The sequence below is a fragment of the Bradyrhizobium sp. sGM-13 genome (genome assembly GCF_018398875.1).
Lineage (GTDB): Bacteria > Pseudomonadota > Alphaproteobacteria > Rhizobiales > Xanthobacteraceae > Bradyrhizobium.
Genome location: NZ_JAGWDK010000009.1, coordinates 93427 through 111182 on the forward strand (window position 1 = coordinate 93427; position 17756 = coordinate 111182).

Genomic DNA, 17756 nt, shown 5'->3' on the forward strand with positions numbered 1-17756 from the left:
CTAACGCAAATCCGGGGTCGAGTCAAAAAGCCGCTGGTGCTCCATCAGGGCGTAGCGGTCGGTCATTCCGGCGATGAAATTGCCAATCCGGCGCGCTCGTTCGCCGTCCGTGACGCGCTCGGTACCCTCCACCCATTCGGCCGGCAGGTCCCCCGGCGAACTCTGGTAGCGCGCGAACAGGTCGAACAGGATGCCTTCCGCCTCGCCCATAACCCGCATCACCCGGTGGTGGCGATACATGTGCTGCTTCAGGAACGCCTTGATGGCGGCCTCCTCCTCGGCGACGTCAGGCGGAAAGGCGATCAGCGGCTGGTGATGGTGGCGGACGTCATGAGCCGATTGCGGTTTCGCTTCTGCCAAGCGCCTGCCCGCCTCCGACATGACCGCCATGATCATGTAGGAAATCAGCTCGCGTACCAGTTCCGCGCCGCGCCTGGCGTCGTCGAGGTTGGGATAGTGCCGGTCGATCTCGGCGATGATCGCTGCGGTGAGCGGCATCACCTTGAGGTCGTCGACGGCAAACAGGCCGGCGCGCAGGCCGTCGTCGATGTCGTGGGCATCATAGGCGATGTCGTCGGCAAACGCTGCGGCCTGCGCCTCCAGTGAGGCGTAGCTCGATAGCTCCAGATCAAATTTTTGATTGAAATCGGAGATGCCGATGGGGATGCCGCCGTCGCGGTAAGGCGCGGCTGGGGTCCCGTCCCGCTCGGTCAGCGGGCCGTTGTGCTTGACGATGCCCTCCAGCGACTCCCAGGTCAGGTTCAGCCCGTCGAACTCGGGATAGCGATGCTCCAGCGAGGTCACGACCCGCAGCGCCTGCGCGTTGTGATCGAAGCCGCCGTGATCCCTAAGGCATTGGTCGAGCGCCCGCTCGCCGGCATGGCCGAACGGGGGATGGCCGAGGTCATGGGCCAGCGCCAGCGTTTCTGTGAGATCCTCGTCGAGGCCGAGCTGGCGGGCCAGCGCGCGGGCGATCTGCGCCACTTCCAGCGAATGGGTCAGCCGGGTGCGGTAGTGGTCGCCCTCGTGAAACACGAAAACTTGTGTCTTGTGCTTCAGCCGGCGGAACGCGGTGGAATGGATCACCCGGTCGCAATCGCGCCGGAACGGGCTGCGGGTCCGGCTCGGCGGCTCCGCAAACAGCCGGCCGCGGCTCCGGTCAGGGTCGCAGCCATAAGGCGCGCGGGGGGCAGCCATTCCGACCGACACGGTTTTTTAGCCCTTATCCATTTGATTCCGCGAGATTGCGCACTTAACTATGTCTGACGCGCCATACCAAATGAATTGGGTATGACGGGGCCGGAGACCATGCAATGACCACTGCCATCACCGTCAGCGAGCGGGCTGCCCGCCGCATCGGCGAAATCCTAAAGAACGAAGGCGACGGCGCCATGCTGCGCATCTCCGTCGAGGGCGGCGGCTGCTCCGGCTTCCAGTACAAGTTCGACGTCGACCGCGCCAAGGCCGAGGACGACCTGGTGATTGCGCGCGAGGGCGCGGTGGTGTTGGTCGATCCAGCCTCGGTGCCGTTCCTCGCCGGCTCCGAAGTCGATTTCGTCGACGATCTGATCGGCGCGTCGTTCCGCGTGGTCAACCCGAATGCGACCGCATCGTGCGGCTGCGGGACCAGTTTTTCGGTTTGAGACGAAGGCGCTTCCGCTTGTCGTCCCTGCGAACGCAGGGACCTACAACCACTGTCGCCAATTGGTGAAGCACAACCGGCGACCACTCTCCCCAGGCAACATCCGCCGGCGTATGGGTCCCGGATCGCGCTCGCTACGCTCGCTTGTCCGGGACGACGGGTGGTGTAGATCGGGCTCAGCGAAGACACGCCGGTGCGCATGGCGATGGGTTTCGTTTCGCTCTAGCCATCCTACAACAAACAATCGCTCTACGCCTCGCGCGCGTAGCGCGGCAAATCGGCTTTCAGCATTTCCAGAACGTCGTCCCGGACCGGATCGCGCGTGCCCCGCGTCCAGGCAGCCGCTAGTGGCAGCTTGTTCATGTCAGAGGCGGCAAGGCGGATGAAGCGGACACCGCGCGTCGCCATGCGCGAGGTCCAGCGCGGGACGATGGCGACGCCAAGGCCGGTGGAAACCAGGTTGACGATGGTCTGCTTCTCGTCGGCGACCTGGGCGACGCGCGCCTCTAACCCCGCCTCGGCAAACAGTTTCATCGTGAGATCATGACTGTGCGGACGCGAGCGGCGTTCGGGCACGATCAACGGCTCGTTCTCGAGATCGGCAATGGTCACGCGCTTGCGCTGTGACAGCGGATGCCGGTCGGCAACCGCAACGACGGCAGTCTCGTGCAACAGGAAGGCAAACTCCAGCCGCTTGTCGGGCCGCTCCGGCGGACGCACCAAGGCGAGATCGAGCCGGCCGGACAACAAACGCGGCAGCAGGCGAACCGTCTTGTCCTCGACCAGTTGCACGCTGACGTCGGGCCGGCGCTGCCGGAAATCATGGAGCAGTTTTGGCAACAGTCCCGCGGCAGCGCTGTCGATGGCGCCGACGCGAATGATCGCCGCGCGCTTGCGGCCGCCGGTGCGAAACCGCCCTGCAAGCGCATCGGCCTGCGTCAACAGCGCCCGCGCCTCCTTGAGCAGCACAGCACCATCATCTGTCAGCGCGACGCTTCGCGTCGTGCGCGTCATCAGCCGCGTGCCGAGGTCCTCTTCGAGCAGGCGGATGAAGCGACCGAGCGCCGATGGCAGCATGTCGAGCCGTTGCGCCGCCCGGCCAAAATGCAATTCTTCGGCCGCCGCCACGAAGCAGCGTAAGTGATGTAGGTCCATCGGCCCTCCCGCCTCTGATTATATCAATTTTTTGTATAAACGCGAGGCAATTGCCTCCGACCTGCCGGAGCCGCAAGCTCTCGCGCACCAAGCTGGCTCACGGGAGAATTCGATGCGTGAATATTCAATCGCCGCCATTCCGGCTGATGGCATCGGCCCGGAAGTCATCGCCGCCGGCGTCACCGCGCTCGAAAGCCTCGAGAAGCGGCTCGGCGACGTGAAGTTCAACGTCGAAACCTTCGATTGGGGCTCGGCCTATTATCGCAAGCACGGCGTGATGATGCCGGCCGACGGCCTCGCCACGCTGAAGAAATTCGACGCGATCTATTTCGGCGCGGTCGGCGCGCCCGACGTGCCCGATCACATCACGCTGTGGGGCCTGCGCCTGCCGATCTGTCAGGGCTTTGACCAATACGCCAATGTCCGGCCGACCCGGATCCTGCCCGGCATCACCTCGCCGCTGCGCCATGCCGAGGTGGGCGACCTCGACTGGGTGATCGTGCGTGAAAACTCCGAAGGCGAATATGCCGGCTGCGGCGGACGCGTGCATCGCGGCCTGCCGGAAGAAGTCGGCACGGAGGTCGCCGTCTTCACCCGCGTCGGGGTCCAGCGCATCATGCGCTACGCATTCCGCCTGGCGCAGTCTCGGCCACGCAAGCTGCTCACGGTGGTGACAAAATCGAACGCGCAGCGGCATGGCATGGTGATGTGGGACGAGATCGCCGAGCAGGTCTCGAAAGAATTCCCCGACGTTACCTGGGACAAGATGCTGGTCGATGCGATGACGGTGCGGATGACGCTGAAACCGCAGAGCCTCGACACCATCGTCGCGACCAATCTTCACGCCGATATTCTGTCCGATCTCGCCGGTGCGCTCGCCGGCAGCCTCGGTGTGGCACCGACGGCGAACATCGATCCGGAGCGGCGCTTTCCCTCGATGTTCGAACCGATTCACGGCTCGGCATTCGACATCACCGGCAAGGGCATTGCCAACCCGGTCGCGAGTTTCTGGACGGCATCGCAGATGCTCGATCATCTCGGCGAGGCTGAAGCCTCGGCGCGGCTGATGCGTGCCGTTGAAAACGTCACGGGCGCCGGCATTACGACGCCCGATGTCGGCGGCACCGCGACTACCAAGGATGTCACGGCGGCCGTTGTGGAGGCGATTCATAGCTCCAATGTGTGAGGCCCGCACGGCGAACCGGTCGTGCGGCAGGAGGCCTGCGTTAAAAGCCAAACAAAACAAATTCTTCGGGAGGCACGTATGAGGAAAACAGCTGTCGTCGCCGCAGCGTTCGCGATGCTCAGTTCGACCGCTTTGTCGCAGAACTATCCCAGCAGACCCATTACGTTGATGGTCCCGTTCGCCGCCGGCGGCGCCACCGACACGGTAGCGCGGGTGACCGCGCAGTCGATGTCAAAGCTGCTTGGCCAGACGATCGTCATCGAGAACGCGACCGGCGCCGGCGGCACCATCGCGGCCACGCGCGCCTCACGCGCGGACCCGGACGGCTATACCCTTCTGATACACCATATCGGCATCTCCACCGCCGCCACGCTGTATCGCAAGCTGCCTTACGACACCAAGACGGCATTCGCGCCGATCGGCCTTGTCACCAATGCCCCGATGACGATCATCGGGCGCCCCGATCTGCCGCCGAACACGCTCGCCGAGCTCGTCACCTACATCAAGGCCAACGGCGACAAGATGACGTTCGGCAATGCCGGCCTTGGCGCCGCGTCGCACCTATGCGGCATGCTGTTCATGACGGCGGTCGGCAAGCAGGTCCTGACGGTGCCCTACAAGGGCAATGCGCCTGTCATGAACGACCTGATCGCCAAGCAGATCGACCTCTCCTGCGACCAGACCACAAACACCACGAGCCCGATCGCATCGAAGCTGGTCAAGGCCTACGCCATCACGACGAAGACACGGCTCGCATCGATGCCCGATCTGCCGGCCGCCGACGAAGCGGGCCTCAAGGGCTTTGAAGTCGGCGCATGGCACGGCATCTACGCGCCGAAGGGTACGCCCGACGAGATCGTTCAAAAACTGTCCAGGACGCTGCAAGAGGCGTTGCGCGATCCGGATCTGGTGAAGCGATTCAACGACATCAACACGGAACCTGTCCCGCAGAGCGAAGCGACGCCGGAAGCGCTGAAGGCGAAACTGATCAGCGAGGTCGATCGCTGGGCGCCGATCATCAAGGCGGCCGGTCAGTTTGCGGATTGAGCGCCAGCCGCCACGACGTTTGCCGATTTTAAGCGCGTTTCTCACCAACGAGCCGCATCATCCGCTACAGGAGTATTGATGCCCCCGCGCATTATCCATATTCCGCGACGCCAAGCGGCTGGCGTTGACGCCTGAGCGCTTTACCGCCATATACAGCGCATGAATAAGCTTCTGTCAGCCGCATTGACCACCACGGCGACCGCTTACGGCGGATCGCCTGCTGGTTGCGCGCGCTAGAGACAAGCGTACTTCACCCAGAAAAGGCCCCGCCGGCGACGGACGGGGCCTTTTCTGGTTTTTGATGGTCCCCGTCCGCGCTTTTTCCCATCACAAGGAACACAGCCATGGACGATCTCGACCACAGAAATCTCGGCGTGAAGCTCAAACTCTGGCACCTTCAGGAAGATGCGCCGGGCATGGTGTTCTGGCATCCGCGCGGCTACGCGGTCTACCGGGTGCTGGAGGATTATCTCCGGCGCAAGATGCGCCGAGCCGGCTATGCCGAGGTCCGGACGCCACAGCTGCTGCCAAAGGAGTTCTGGGGCCGCAGCGGCCACTGGGACAAGTTCGGCGAGCACATGTTCCGGGTCGACGACGGCGAGCTGGCGATGGCGCTGAAACCGATGTCGTGCCCGTGCCACGTGCAGATCTTCAACAAGGGGCTGCGCTCGTGGCGGGAGCTTCCGATCCGCTATGCCGAGTTCGGCGCTTGCCACCGCAATGAGCCTTCCGGTTCGCTTCACGGCATCATGCGGACGCGCGCCTTCGAGCAGGACGACGCCCATGTGTTCTGCCGCGAGCAGGACGTTGAGGCCGAAGTCGCACGCTTCATCACCCTGCTGGGCGAGGTCTACCGGGACCTCGGTTTTCCCAACTGCGAGGTGGCGCTGGCCACGCGGCCGGCGGTGCGCGCCGGCGACGACGCGACCTGGGACTGGTCAGAGGCGAAGCTCGCCGATGCCGCGCGGCAATGTGGCCTCGTGCCGCAAATGAATCCCGGCGAAGGCGCGTTCTACGGACCGAAGCTGGAATTCGCGCTGCGCGACCGGCTGGGACGATCCTGGCAGTGCGGCACGGTGCAGCTTGACGGCGTGCTGCCGCAGCGGCTCGAGGCGTCCTACGTCGCCGCCGACGGCAGCCGCGCGAGGCCCCTGATGATCCACCACGCCATCTTCGGATCGCTCGGCCGCATGATCGCGATCCTGCTCGAGCACCATGGCGGCGTGCTTCCGTTCTGGCTGTCGCCGGACCAGGTCGCGGTCGCGCCGATCTCGAAAGACCAAGCCGGATACGGCGCGGACGTTCTCGCGGCGTTCGAGGCTGCCGGGATTCGGGCCGTAGCCTATGACGGCGCCGATACCCTTTCGCGGCGCATCGTGGCGGCGCATGAAATGGCGGTGCCGGTGATGGCTGTCGTCGGCGGGCGCGAGATGAGGGACGGCCGGGTGAGCCTGCGCGAGCGCGACGGCTCACAGGCCGACGTTCCGCTGGCCGAGGCGGTATCCCGTCTTCAGGCGAGGGCCCGGCCGTGCTCCCCTGTGTAGCTGAAGCCTTGTAGTCCGCGGACGCAAGGATATACCGGTGATTGCTGCCGTATTTGCGCGCGATGCCTTGGTCTGTGCATCATTTGCTTACAAGGAACTTTCGGTCATGTGCGGCGTCATAAGTGGCGCGGCCAAGGCTTGGCACGGGAGATGCCATGTCGAAGTTCGGCGTTACAGTAATCGCTGTCGTACTGGTGACCGCGCTGTCGAGTGCCGCCACTGCGAAAAGTCGCGGACATTTTGGTCTCGGCCCACTTGGCAGCGTGAAATCCGCGTTCGCCCGCGTGCTTGCGCCAGGGCTGTTTCATAGCCGCCCCAGGCATCACCGCCGGGTGCACGTCCGTCGGGCCAAAAACGCTCCTCCCGTCGCTTTAAAAAGTGCTGCCGCCGCAAAAAGTGCTCCCGCCGTTTTACAAAACATCCCATCCGCGACGAACCAGCCTTCCGGCGAGGAGGAGTTGGTTGTTAGCAAGCTATTCACTGACCCTGCGGCACGCAGGCAGATCGCCGCGACTGCAGCACTTGCTCACTGGCATGGTGACCGTGACACCACAGACGGGTGGTGGTCGCATGGCCATGGCGGATATGGCTGGGTTGGGCCGCTGTTCTGGCCGTTCGCCTACAATGATATTTATGGTTATGCCATCTTCGGCGATGCCATGGGCTTCTGGGACTACGGCTACCCCGACATCCATGCCGGAATTTTTGGGCCTTACGGCAGTGACGAACTAGCGGCCTATATGGCACCGGTCTCTTCCGGCCAAAGCGAACGAAGGATCCCGCCGCTGCAGCAGCTCTGTGGTGATGCCGGCGGCGAGATTACCGGTCTCGCCATTGATGAGATTCAGCGGGCGATTCAGCCGACCGAGGCGCAACGGGCCGCGCTGGACCGTCTCGCCGACGCGTCTAACTCGGCCGCTCAGATCATTCAGGCATCTTGTCCGACGCAGCCCGCATCAACGGCGCCGGCCCGATTGGCCCTGATGCAGCAGCGCACTGCGGCACTTCTTACTGCGGTAATATCGCTGGAGCCGCCGCTAGGGGAACTTTATGATCTGCTGAACGACGAGCAGAAAACGCGGCTCAATGCACTCGCCGATGATCGGCTCAAGACAGCGTCCGCAAACGGGGCGATGATGGCGCCGTCCCAGGGCTGCGACGCGTCCTTGCCAGCCGCGTTGCAATGGCCGGCTGGCGAGATCGAGGCCGCGCTACAACCGAACGATACTCAACGCGACGCGCTTGAACGGCTGCAGCGTGCCAGCGCCAGAGCTGTCGAGATGCTAAGCTATGAATGTCAGCCGAAAGATGCGATCACCCCACGCGCTCGCCTCGCCGCGATGGATGGTCGGCTCGGTACCATGCAACAAGCCATCAATCTAGTGAGCGACGCTCTGGAAGACTTCTATGCTACACTGAGTGATGAGCAGAAGTCTCAATTCGAGCTGATCGGACCAAAACGAGCGCCGTGATTGCCATGTATTCCGATCGGCGCGTTGGCTTTTGCGCCGCTCTCGGGGGAGAAGCGGATCGAACGCACCTATGCCGAACGTCCTATTTATGAGTACACGGGCTAGTGGCCAGAACCGAACAGCGCCCGCGCATTGCCATGGGCAATCTGCGCAGCGACCTTTGGCGGTAGCTGCGCGAGCCAGGCACGGTACTCCGCGATGATCTCGCCGTAGCTCTCCCAGCGCTGGTTGATCCAGGTGTCGGAGCCGAGCAGGAAGCGGTCGGGGTAGCGCTCGAACAAGGCGCGCCATTCGTCCGTCAGTTTTCCGCCGCCGCCAACGATGCCGCCGCGGTAGGACAACTCGCCCCACAGCTTCGGATATTTCGACAGCATCTCGGCGACGCGGTCGGTCGAAAGCCCAAAACCGGTATGGGCCCAGATGATGCGGGCGCGCGGATTGTGGCGCATCAGGATTTCGACGGCCACGTCATCGGCATGGGCGTGCAGATAGAGGTCGTGCTCGACCGCGAAATCGACGGTCTTCTTCACCCACTCGGTATCGGCCGCCTTGCCCGAGATGTGGAATTCGCCGATGCCGCGGTAATAGCCGCGCTTGAACTCGTCCTGCACGAGATCGAAGATGAAGGGATCGCCGAACCAGGTCTGAATGTCGGCGCGCACCCGATAGGGCCGGATGAACGGCACAATCCAAAGGCCCTGCGGCTTGGCATCCATGAGCGCATGCGTGCCGGTGTTCGGACGGCTGGTCGCGAGGATGCCGGTGACGCGGTGCTTTTTGAACAGCGCCAGCACCTCGTCGACGCCAAAATGAGGCTTTGGCTCCCAATTGTAGTGCAGATGGGCGTCGAAGATTTCGATCGGCTCGTCGGCGTTGGCGCGATCGATCGTGCCTGCCGCCCATGCGAGCGCGACCAGCAAGGTGATGAATCGCGATGCCCGCCCGAACGTCGTCATTCGGCTGCGACCACGTGCGGCCGCTCGCCCTCGCCCGCTTCCTGCAGTTGCGGTTCGAGCTTGCGCCGCAGACGGCGGTCGATGCGGTCGAGATAAATGTAGATGACAGGTGTGATGTACAGCGTCAGCAGTTGCGACAGGCAGAGACCGCCGACCACGGCGACGCCGAGCGGCTGGCGCAGTTCGGCGCCGGCGCCGGCGCCGAGCGCGATCGGCAGCGTGCCGAAGATCGCGGCGAACGTCGTCATCATAATCGGACGAAAACGCAACAGCGCCGCTTCCCGGATCGCGTGCTCGGCGCTTAAGCCGACGCGGCGACGCTCCAGCGCGAAGTCGACCATCATGATGGCGTTCTTCTTGACGATGCCGACCAGCATCACGATGCCGATCATCGCAATCACGGACATTTCCATCCCGAACATCATCAGGGTCAGGATCGCGCCGATACCGGCTGACGGCAGGCCGGAGATGATGGTGATCGGATGAATGAAGCTCTCGTAGAGAATGCCGAGGATGACGAAGGCGGCGAAGACGGCCGCGAGGATCAGGACGCCCTGCCCGCGCAGCGAATCCTGGAACACCTGCGCGGTGCCGGAGAATCCGGTGGCGATCGTCGCCGGCAGATTCGAAGCTTGCTCCAACTTGGTGATCTCGTCGACCGCGTAGCCCAGCGAATAGCCCGGCGCGAGGTTGAAGGAGATCGTCACGGCCGGCTGCTGCGCCTGATGGTTGATCTGCAGCGGACCGACCGTCGGAACCAGTTTTGCCACCGCCGACAGCGGGATGGTCTGGTTGTTCTGCGTCTTCATGTAGAGCTTGGAGAGATCCGACGGATCGACCCGGAACTGCGGCTGCACTTCCAGGATGATCTGGTAGTCGTTCGACGGCATGTAGATGGTACCGACCTGGCGCGAGCCGTAGGCGTTGTAGAGCTGATTGCGCACCTGGTCGACCGTGATGCCGTAGACCGCGGCCTTCTCGCGGTCGATATCGACCGTCATCTGCGGGTTCTTGATGTAGAGGTCGGTGGTGACGTCGAGCAGGCCGGGCAGCTTCTCGATCTTCTCGCGCATTTCCGGCGCCAGCCGGTACAGCGAATCGGTGTCGCCGCTCTGCATCACGTATTGATACTGGCTCTTCGAAATCCGGCCGCCGATATTGAGGTTCTGGATCGGCTGGAAGAACGCCTGCATGCCCGGAACCTGCCGCGCATTGGCACGCAGCCGGCCGATGATGGTGTTGAGGTTGTCGCGCTCCTTTTTCGGCTTCAGGGCGATAAACAGGCGTCCATAATTCGCCGTCGGATTGGGGCCGCCCGAGCCGACGGTGGAGTTGATGTAGTCGATCGCCGGATCGGATCTCAGCACGTCGACAAGCGCCTGCTGCCGCTCCTTCATCGCATCGAACGAGGTGTCTGTGGCAGCTTCGGTCACGCCTATCAGAAAGCCAGTGTCCTCCTGCGGGAAGAAGCCCTTCGGCACGATCATATAGAGGTAGACGGTGCCGCCCAGCGTCGCCAGCGTCACCATCAGCATCAGGAATTTTCGGGCCAGCACCCAGTCGAGCGTCCATTCATAGGCGCGCAGCCAGGAATCGAACATCCTCTCGAAGATGCGGAGCACGATGTTCGGCCGCTTGGTCGCGTCATGCGCCCGCAGCACGCGCGCGCACAGCATCGGCGTCAACGTCAGCGAGACGAACCCGGATACCAGGATGGCGACCGATACCGTGACCGCGAACTCGCGGAACACGCGGCCGACGATGCCGCCCATCAGCAGCACCGGGATGAACACCGCGATTAGAGAAAACGTGATCGAAATGATGGTGAAGCCGATCTCGCGGGCGCCCTTCAGCGCCGCCTCGAACGGCCGCATGCCGTGCTCGATGTGGCGGACGATGTTTTCCAGCATGACGATGGCGTCGTCGACCACGAACCCGACCGAGAGGGTCAAAGCCAAGAGCGTCATGTTGTTGATGGAGTAATCGAGCGCGTACATCACCGCGCAGGTGCCGAACAGCGAAATCGGCACCGCCAGCGCCGGAATGAAGGTCGCGGACGCCGAGCGCAGGAACAGGAAGATCACCAGGATCACCAGCCCGATCGCGATCAAAAGCGTTTCCTCGACGTCGGCCACCGCCTGGCGTATCGAGATCGAGCGGTCCATCAGCACGTTGATCGAGACCGATGGCGGGATCTGCGCCCGCAGCACCGGCAGTTTAGCCAGGATGGAATCGACCACCGCCACCGTGTTGGCGTCCGGCTGCTTCTGGATGCCGAGCACGATGGAACGGTCGCCGTTCAGCCAGCTCGCGATCCGCTCGTTCTCGACGCTGTCGTAGATCCGCGCCACCTCGTCGAGCTTGACCGGGGAGCCGTTGCGCCAGGCCACCACGATCTGGCGATAGTCCATCGCCTTGTCCATCTGGCCCGAGGCCTGCAGGGCCACGTCCTGCTTCGGTCCGTTCAGCGTGCCGACCGGGGTCGAGGAATTGGCGGCCGAAACCGCATTGCGAATGTCCTCGAGCGACAGCCCGCGCGCCGCGGCGGCTTCCGGATCGGCCTGGACGCGGATGGCGAATTTCTGCGCGCCGTAGACGCTGACCTGGGCGACGCCCGGAATCTGCGACAGCGTCTGGCCGATCGTGATCTCGCCATATTCGTTGACCGCCGACAGCGGCAGCGTCGACGAGCCGAGCACCACGAACAGCACCGGGAAATCGGCCGGATTCACTTTGCGGAAACTCGGCGGGATGATCATCTCCCGCGGCAACCGGCGCTGTGCGATCGTCAGCGCGGTCTGCACGTCGAGCGCGGCGGCATCGATGTTGCGGTTGAGGTCGAACTGGATGGTGATGGTGCTGGTGCCCTGCGACGAGTTCGACGACATCGACGAGATGCCGGCGATCGTCGAGAGCTGGCGCTCGATGACGCCCGCAACGGAGGACGCCATGGTGTCCGCGCTCGCGCCCGGCAGGGTTGCGGTCACGGCGATGGTCGGGAAATCGACCCGCGGCAGCGCCGAGACCGGCAACAGGCGAAACCCGAATATCCCGAACGCGATGATCGACGCCGTGATCAGCGTCGTCATGACCGGCCGGCGGATGCAGAGTTCGGACAGGGTCATCGGTTACGCCCCGGCCTTTTTAGCCCGCGGCTCGACCCGCGTTCCGTCAGACAGCAGCAATTGCCCGTCGACCACCACGCTTTCGTCGCCGGCGAGCCCCTCCGAAATCACCGAGATGCCCTGCGAGGTGCGGTCGACCGTGACCGGTTGGACCTTGGCGACCCCGTCCTTGACCACGAAGACGAAATTGCCGCTCTGGCTGCGCTGCACGGCGACCGTCGGCACCACGATTGCATCTTCGTTGCGGATGACGAGCTTGGTGGCGACCAGCGTGCCGGGCCAAAACGTCTCATTCTCGTTGGCCATAATGCCGCGCACGGTGACCATGCCGGTGGTCGCGTCCACGGTGTTCTCGACCATCGCGACCTTGCCGGTCTCTGAACGCCGATGGCCGGGGATCATCGCAGTGACGGTGGAGATCCCTTTCGCCATCGACTCCCGCAAATCGACCAGCACGCGCTGCGGTACCGCGAATGTCACATAGACCGGCGCCATCTGGTTGATGACGGCGAGCGGCGTGGTATCCGCCGGGCGAACGAAATTGCCCACCTTCACATTGGCCGCGCTGATCCGGCCCGAGAACGGCGCGCGGATCACGGTGAAGCTTTTCTGGACCCTGAGATTATCGAGCGCGGCCTGCGCGGCTTTGATGGTGCCGGTCAGGATGTCCGACTGGGTCCTGGCGTTATCGACGTTGACCTGCGTGGTCGCGCCTTTGGCGACGAGATCGTTGAACCGGCGGAGGTCGCGCTGCGCGCCCTCGAGCTGCGCCTTGTCCCTGGCGAGCACGCCCTCGGCCTGTTCGATCTGGGCGTCGATCTGGCGGCTGTCGAGCGTGAACAGCAAATCACCTTCATTGACCTTGGCGCCGTCCTCGAAATGCACCGCGAGGATGGTGGTCTCCACCCGCGATTTCAGCGCCACGCTGGAGATCGGCGTCACCGTCCCATTGGCGTCGACATCGACCGGGACGGATTTGCGCTCCGCCTTCGCCATTTCGACCGAAACCGTCCGCGGCCGCTGCGGGGCTTGAGCGTTGCTGCTGCCGCCCATCCATGAGGAGCGGGTAATGAAGCCGGCCGCGGTAGCAATGGCGATGGCGCCGGTAACAAGTATCAAGGTACGCTTTTTCATAATTTTCACGCTCGCCGGTCCCACAACGGACGGGACGGTTTACTCCTGCCCCTTGACGGCGATGTTTGCGCCTTATTCTTAAACGGTTATCACAGCCCGGCTGCACATGGTATGCCACTGCAGCAGAAATTGTGTAGTTACGATCCGGACAGAATTCATGCGTATTGCAACCTGGAACGTCAATTCGATCCGGCAGCGGCTCGAGCCTCTCATGACGTGGCTGAAAGACTGCTCGCCGGACGTCGTCTGCCTGCAGGAAACCAAGTGCGTTGACGACGCGTTCCCGCGGCTGGAGCTCGAGTCGCTTGGCTATAACGTCGTCACCCACGGCCAGAAGACCTTCAACGGTGTCGCCCTGCTGTCGAAACTGCCGTTCGACGAGACCAAATCGGGGCTGGCCGGCGACGACGAGGACGCCCATGCCAGATTCCTCGAAGGCGTGGTGACGCTGAAGACCGGCGTGATGCGGATCGCCTGCCTCTATCTGCCCAACGGAAATCCGCCGGATACGGACAAATACCCGTATAAACTCAAATGGATGTCGCGGCTTCTTGAGTACTCGAAAGAGCGGCTTAAGGCAGAAGAACCGCTGGTGCTCGCAGGCGACTTCAACGTCATTCCGGCTGCCGCCGACGTCTATAACCCCGCCGCCTGGGGTAACGACGCGCTGTTCCGCCCACAAACCCGCGAGGCCTTCCAGTCCCTGCTCGGCCTCGGCCTGACCGATGCGCTGCGTGCGGTGACCGACGAACCGGGTCTCTACACGTTCTGGGACTACCAGGCGGGCGCCTGGCAGAAGAACTGGGGCCTTCGAATCGACCACCTCCTGCTGTCGCCGCAGGCCAGCGACTGCCTGACCGACGTCGGCGTCGACAGCTACGTCCGCGCCTGGGAGAAGCCGTCCGATCACGTGCCGGTCTGGGCGGATTTCGATCTGGAGAAGGCTTGAGCGACAGAATCGCAGGGTGGGCAAAGCGCAGCCTGCCCACTCTTTTCTGTCTGTGACCTCGGATTAATGGTGGGTACGGCGCTAACGCGCGCCGTTGCCCACCTAGGGCAGCGCCGCGTCAGTCCCGCTTGCCCTGCACCCAGTGCTCGAGCATCTGCAAGGCCGTGGCGCGATCGTCGTCGGAGGCCTTGGCGAACGCGCGGTTATAGCTTTCGCGGATCCAGGTCTCATCGGGCGCGGCGTTGTCACGCGCCAGCGTCAGCCACATCAATCCGCGGGCGGCCTGCCGCGGCAGCCGGTCGCCGTTGAACAGCATCTGGCCGAGCATGGCCTGCGCCTGATGCTGGCCCTTCTGGGCAGCCAGACCAAGCCAGCGCGCCCCATAGCGGAAATCGTCCCGCGAGGCGTCCGGGGTCTTCAGATAAAGCCGCGCCAGATCGTATTGCGCGTCGGCATTGCCGAAATAGGACGCGGCATAGGAGAACATCTCCCGGGCGCGTTCGGTATCCGCCTTGATCTTGGAATTCGGGATGCCATTGAGGTAGTAGCGCCCTAGCGCCACGAAGGCGTTGGCCACGATCGCGGCCTGCGGCGCCGACGGGCTATCCTCGGCATGCTGGTTGGCGATACGGCTGAAATATTCAAACGCGCGCAGGTCATCCTGCACCACGCCATCGCCGTCGGCATACATCCGGCCGAGTTTCCACTGCGCGACGGGATGGCCACCCTCGGCGGCGTATTGCAGCGAAGTCAGCGAAGGCGCGTTAACCGCAGTCGCCGTGGCGGTAGCCGTCCCGGGCGCAGCCTTCTTCAGCGCCTGCGCCGTGACGGCCTGCGCGGCCGCGGGCTGGTTCATTATGGGGAGCGCGGCGTCCGGCTTTACCGGTGCGCCATCAAATGCGAATCCGGGAGCGGCCACTGGTGCGGCCCCCAACATCAACGCAAGAATGATACGCCTAGATGTCCGCATAACACTGTTTCTCGTGCGCACCGCCAGGATGGGTCACAGCCCCATCCACCGCCGGCCCAACCTGTTGGGCATATTTCCACAGCGCACCCGACGTATGGTTAGTCTGTCGAGGCAGCCATTTGGTTTTACGGTCGGCGAGTTCGGCGTCGGTCAATTTTACGTTAAGAGTACCGGCCTCGGCGTCGATCTCGATAATGTCACCATTTTGCAACAGGGCGATCGGGCCGCCCACGGCCGCCTCCGGTCCGACATGGCCGATGCAGAAGCCACGGGTGGCGCCAGAGAACCGGCCGTCGGTGATCAGGGCGACCTTGCCGCCCATCCCCTGCCCGGTCAGCGCCGCCGTGGTCGAGAGCATCTCCCGCATGCCGGGGCCGCCGCGCGGCCCCTCGTAGCGGATCACGATGACCTCGCCTTCCTTGTAGGTTTTCTTCTGGACCGACTCGAAGGCGTCTTCCTCGCGATCGAAGCAACGGGCAGGACCAGCAAATTTCAACTTCGACATGCCCGCGACCTTCACGATCGCGCCCTCCGGCGCGAGATTACCCTTCAACCCGACAACGCCTCCCGTGACGGTGATCGGGTTGTCGGCGGACCGCACCACATCCTGGTGCGGATTCCATTTCACGCTCTTGAGATTTTCGGCGATCGTACGGCCCGTGACGGTAATGCAATCTCCGTGCAGGTGGCCATTGTCGAGCAGCGTCTTCATCAGAAGCGGAATGCCACCAACCTCGAACATGTCTTTGGCAACATAACGGCCCCCTGGCTTCAAATCCGCGACATAAGGAGTCTTTTTGAAGATTTCGGCGACGTCGAATAAGTCAAACTTTATCCCACACTCATGCGCAATCGCCGGCAGGTGCAGCGCAGCATTGGTCGACCCGCCGGAGGCGGCAACCACGGCGGCGGCGTTTTCCAGCGAGCGGCGGGTGACAATGTCGCGCGGGCGGATGTTGGCTGCGATCAGCTCCAGAATCTTCTCGCCGGCTGCGGTGCAAAACGCGTCGCGAATCTCGTAAGGCGCCGGCGCGCCGGCCGAATAGGGCAGCGCCAGGCCAATCGCCTCTGACACGGTCGCCATGGTGTTGGCGGTGAATTGCGCGCCGCAGGCTCCGGCCGAGGGGCAAGCCACCCGCTCGATTTCGTCGAGATCGGCATCCGACATATCACCGACCGAGTGTCGGCCTACGGCTTCGAACATGTCCTGTACCGTGACTTGCTGGCCGCGGAAATTGCCCGGCAGAATCGAGCCGCCATAGATGAAGATCGAGGGCACGTTGAGCCTGACCATCGCCATCATCATGCCCGGCAGCGACTTGTCGCAGCCGGCGAGCCCGACGAGGGCGTCGTAGGCGTGGCCGCGGACGGTCAGCTCGACCGAGTCGGCGATGCATTCCCTGGACGGCAGGGACGAGCGCATGCCGTCGTGGCCCATGGCGATGCCGTCGGTCACGGTGATGGTGCAGAATTCGCGCGGGGTGCCGCCGGCGGCCGCGACGCCTTTCTTGACCGCCTGCGCCTGGCGCATCAGCGAGATATTGCAGGGTGCTGCTTCATTCCAGCAGGACGCCACGCCGACGAAAGGCTGGTGGATCTGCTGGGTGGTCAGCCCCATCGCGTAGAGATAGGACCGATGAGGGGCACGTTCCGGCCCCTCCGTCACGTGACGGCTCGGCAACCTCTTCTTGATGTCGGTCTTGGCGTCCATCAGCGGAACCTGTTCTCCCAGCCATCTCCCTGTCGGTCTCGGGAGCAATTTCCCGTCGCCTTTGCCCGCTGTGGCCAATCAGCTATGAAAGAAATGGTTTCATGGAGGGGTGTGGCCAAAAAGCGGCGCAAGCAAGAGGCAGCCGGGGCAGCTAACCAAATGTTCCCCTGCTGTTGCAGTTTCGCAACAATCGTGGCCCAGCGGCAACCATTATTTGAGCTTATCAAATCGGCGGTACCCTCGAAGAACCTCGTTCCGGGAGGCCCAGACCCTCAACCGATCACAACCTGAGGGCGATCGACGACGGGAAGTCCAGCGCGGGAATCGCCCACGCATCCGGACCGACATTTGCCGAGCGCCCAGCCTCGCTGCGAATCGGACAACGCAATCCGAACGACATCAACGTCGCCTGTCTTTTGATTGCGCCATTGCACACACGAAAAACTGCATCCCATGCCATCATGCATGGCATTCGAAGGGGATCGCGTCATTTTTGTGCGACCGGCACTTTTTGCGCCAGTTTTCGTCACGCAATGATGCGGCTCGCAACATGCGCATCGTCGGCGCTTGTCATTCATATGCGAGAGAGAACAACGCGGTACGCCATTATCGCAGATGTTTTTATTGCCGGCTGGAATTGAGGCGCACGCCCAAGGATCGGCGCACGAACGCCTTTCGCGTCACCATATTGCCCCTGCACAGCGCAAATCCGCCGCGCACACGTCCAGCCACGGGCCCGTTTTCCTGTTTCTTCTTCGATGCGGGTGAAGGATCCTGCCTCACGTCCTTCCCGCGCGCATCACGCGAGGCTTTCTCAAAGTCCGTGGTCGTTTCTAGTCCGTGAGGCCTCTGAGTAAGAGGTTCG

General features: G+C 63.3%; 13 protein-coding genes. 6 read left to right on the forward strand and 7 right to left on the reverse strand.

The genetic code is table 11. The annotated features are described in order from the left end of the window. Positions 1-1209: a deoxyguanosinetriphosphate triphosphohydrolase gene (locus tag KJQ96_RS15550; RefSeq protein ID WP_213287482.1), complete on the reverse strand. Its 1209-nt coding sequence runs from the start codon at positions 1207-1209 to the stop codon at positions 1-3. A 104-nt stretch (positions 1210-1313) separates the two neighbouring features. Here KJQ96_RS15550 and erpA point away from each other — a divergent pair, with 104 nt between their 5' ends. Beyond that, positions 1314-1643 carry an iron-sulfur cluster insertion protein ErpA gene (erpA, locus tag KJQ96_RS15555; RefSeq protein ID WP_213287483.1) on the forward strand — a complete coding sequence of 110 codons (330 nt, stop codon included), beginning with the start codon at positions 1314-1316 and terminating at the stop codon, positions 1641-1643. 248 nt (positions 1644-1891) lie between these two features. On the opposite strand, the gene KJQ96_RS15560 is transcribed toward erpA, so the two are convergent. Then, on the reverse strand, positions 1892-2797 hold the full coding sequence (locus KJQ96_RS15560) for a LysR family transcriptional regulator (protein ID WP_213287484.1): 906 nt from the start codon (positions 2795-2797) through the stop codon (positions 1892-1894). Positions 2798-2909: 112 nt separating this feature from the next. Between KJQ96_RS15560 and KJQ96_RS15565 the strand changes: the two genes are divergently transcribed. From KJQ96_RS15565 to KJQ96_RS15580, 4 genes are all read left to right on the forward strand, one after another. Continuing rightward, positions 2910-3983, forward strand: coding sequence for a tartrate dehydrogenase (locus KJQ96_RS15565; protein WP_213287485.1), 1074 nt, complete (start codon positions 2910-2912; stop codon positions 3981-3983). Between the two features lie 78 nt (positions 3984-4061). Next, a complete protein-coding gene (locus KJQ96_RS15570) occupies positions 4062-5030 on the forward strand; it encodes a tripartite tricarboxylate transporter substrate binding protein BugD (RefSeq protein ID WP_213287486.1) in 969 nt (322 codons plus the stop codon). 344 nt (positions 5031-5374) lie between these two features. After that, on the forward strand, positions 5375-6574 hold the full coding sequence (gene thrS / locus KJQ96_RS15575; protein WP_213287487.1) for a threonine--tRNA ligase: 1200 nt from the start codon (positions 5375-5377) through the stop codon (positions 6572-6574). Positions 6575-6729: 155 nt separating this feature from the next. Continuing rightward, complete coding sequence (locus tag KJQ96_RS15580; RefSeq protein ID WP_213287488.1) at positions 6730-8046, forward strand: Spy/CpxP family protein refolding chaperone; 1317 nt, start codon at positions 6730-6732, stop codon at positions 8044-8046. Between the two features lie 101 nt (positions 8047-8147). Here KJQ96_RS15580 and KJQ96_RS15585 read toward each other — a convergent pair whose 3' ends face one another. The 3 genes from KJQ96_RS15585 to KJQ96_RS15595 are packed head-to-tail and all read right to left on the reverse strand — an operon-like array spanning position 8148 to position 13261. Further along, positions 8148-9002, reverse strand: a complete 855-nt coding sequence (locus tag KJQ96_RS15585; RefSeq protein WP_213287489.1) for an amidohydrolase family protein — start codon at positions 9000-9002, stop codon at positions 8148-8150. Beyond that, complete coding sequence (locus KJQ96_RS15590; RefSeq protein ID WP_213287490.1) at positions 8999-12127, reverse strand: efflux RND transporter permease subunit; 3129 nt, start codon at positions 12125-12127, stop codon at positions 8999-9001. Before KJQ96_RS15590 ends, KJQ96_RS15585 begins: the two co-directional genes overlap by 4 nt. Positions 12128-12130: 3 nt before the next feature. After that, the gene (locus KJQ96_RS15595; RefSeq protein WP_213287491.1) at positions 12131-13261 is read right to left on the reverse strand and encodes an efflux RND transporter periplasmic adaptor subunit; all 1131 of its coding nucleotides are present in this window, start codon (positions 13259-13261) and stop codon (positions 12131-12133) included. A gap of 157 nt (positions 13262-13418) precedes the next feature. On the opposite strand from KJQ96_RS15595, the gene xth reads away from it, so the two are divergent. Further along, the gene (gene xth, locus KJQ96_RS15600) at positions 13419-14210 is read left to right on the forward strand and encodes an exodeoxyribonuclease III (protein WP_213287492.1); all 792 of its coding nucleotides are present in this window, start codon (positions 13419-13421) and stop codon (positions 14208-14210) included. 118 nt (positions 14211-14328) lie between these two features. On the opposite strand, the gene KJQ96_RS15605 is transcribed toward xth, so the two are convergent. Both KJQ96_RS15605 and ilvD read right to left on the reverse strand, forming a co-directional pair. Continuing rightward, complete coding sequence (locus tag KJQ96_RS15605) at positions 14329-15180, reverse strand: tetratricopeptide repeat protein (RefSeq protein ID WP_213287493.1); 852 nt, start codon at positions 15178-15180, stop codon at positions 14329-14331. Then, positions 15167-16891, reverse strand: coding sequence for a dihydroxy-acid dehydratase (gene ilvD / locus KJQ96_RS15610; RefSeq protein ID WP_213287494.1), 1725 nt, complete (start codon positions 16889-16891; stop codon positions 15167-15169). Before ilvD ends, KJQ96_RS15605 begins: the two co-directional genes overlap by 14 nt. Positions 16892-17756: the final 865 nt, after the last annotated feature.

Bases quoted from the DNA above. Each gene is read 5' to 3' on its own strand.
- erpA (WP_213287483.1), top strand. From the start codon at position 1,314: ATGACCACTGCCATCACCGTCAGCGAGCGGGCTGCCCGCCGCATCGGC.
- KJQ96_RS15560 (WP_213287484.1), bottom strand. From the start codon at position 2,797: ATGGACCTACATCACTTACGCTGCTTCGTGGCGGCGGCCGAAGAATTG.
- KJQ96_RS15565 (WP_213287485.1), top strand. From the start codon at position 2,910: ATGCGTGAATATTCAATCGCCGCCATTCCGGCTGATGGCATCGGCCCG.
- KJQ96_RS15570 (WP_213287486.1), top strand. From the start codon at position 4,062: ATGAGGAAAACAGCTGTCGTCGCCGCAGCGTTCGCGATGCTCAGTTCG.
- thrS (WP_213287487.1), top strand. From the start codon at position 5,375: ATGGACGATCTCGACCACAGAAATCTCGGCGTGAAGCTCAAACTCTGG.
- KJQ96_RS15580 (WP_213287488.1), top strand. From the start codon at position 6,730: ATGTCGAAGTTCGGCGTTACAGTAATCGCTGTCGTACTGGTGACCGCG.
- KJQ96_RS15585 (WP_213287489.1), bottom strand. From the start codon at position 9,002: ATGACGACGTTCGGGCGGGCATCGCGATTCATCACCTTGCTGGTCGCG.
- KJQ96_RS15590 (WP_213287490.1), bottom strand. From the start codon at position 12,127: ATGACCCTGTCCGAACTCTGCATCCGCCGGCCGGTCATGACGACGCTG.
- KJQ96_RS15595 (WP_213287491.1), bottom strand. From the start codon at position 13,261: ATGAAAAAGCGTACCTTGATACTTGTTACCGGCGCCATCGCCATTGCT.
- xth (WP_213287492.1), top strand. From the start codon at position 13,419: ATGCGTATTGCAACCTGGAACGTCAATTCGATCCGGCAGCGGCTCGAG.
- KJQ96_RS15605 (WP_213287493.1), bottom strand. From the start codon at position 15,180: ATGCGGACATCTAGGCGTATCATTCTTGCGTTGATGTTGGGGGCCGCA.
- ilvD (WP_213287494.1), bottom strand. From the start codon at position 16,891: ATGGACGCCAAGACCGACATCAAGAAGAGGTTGCCGAGCCGTCACGTG.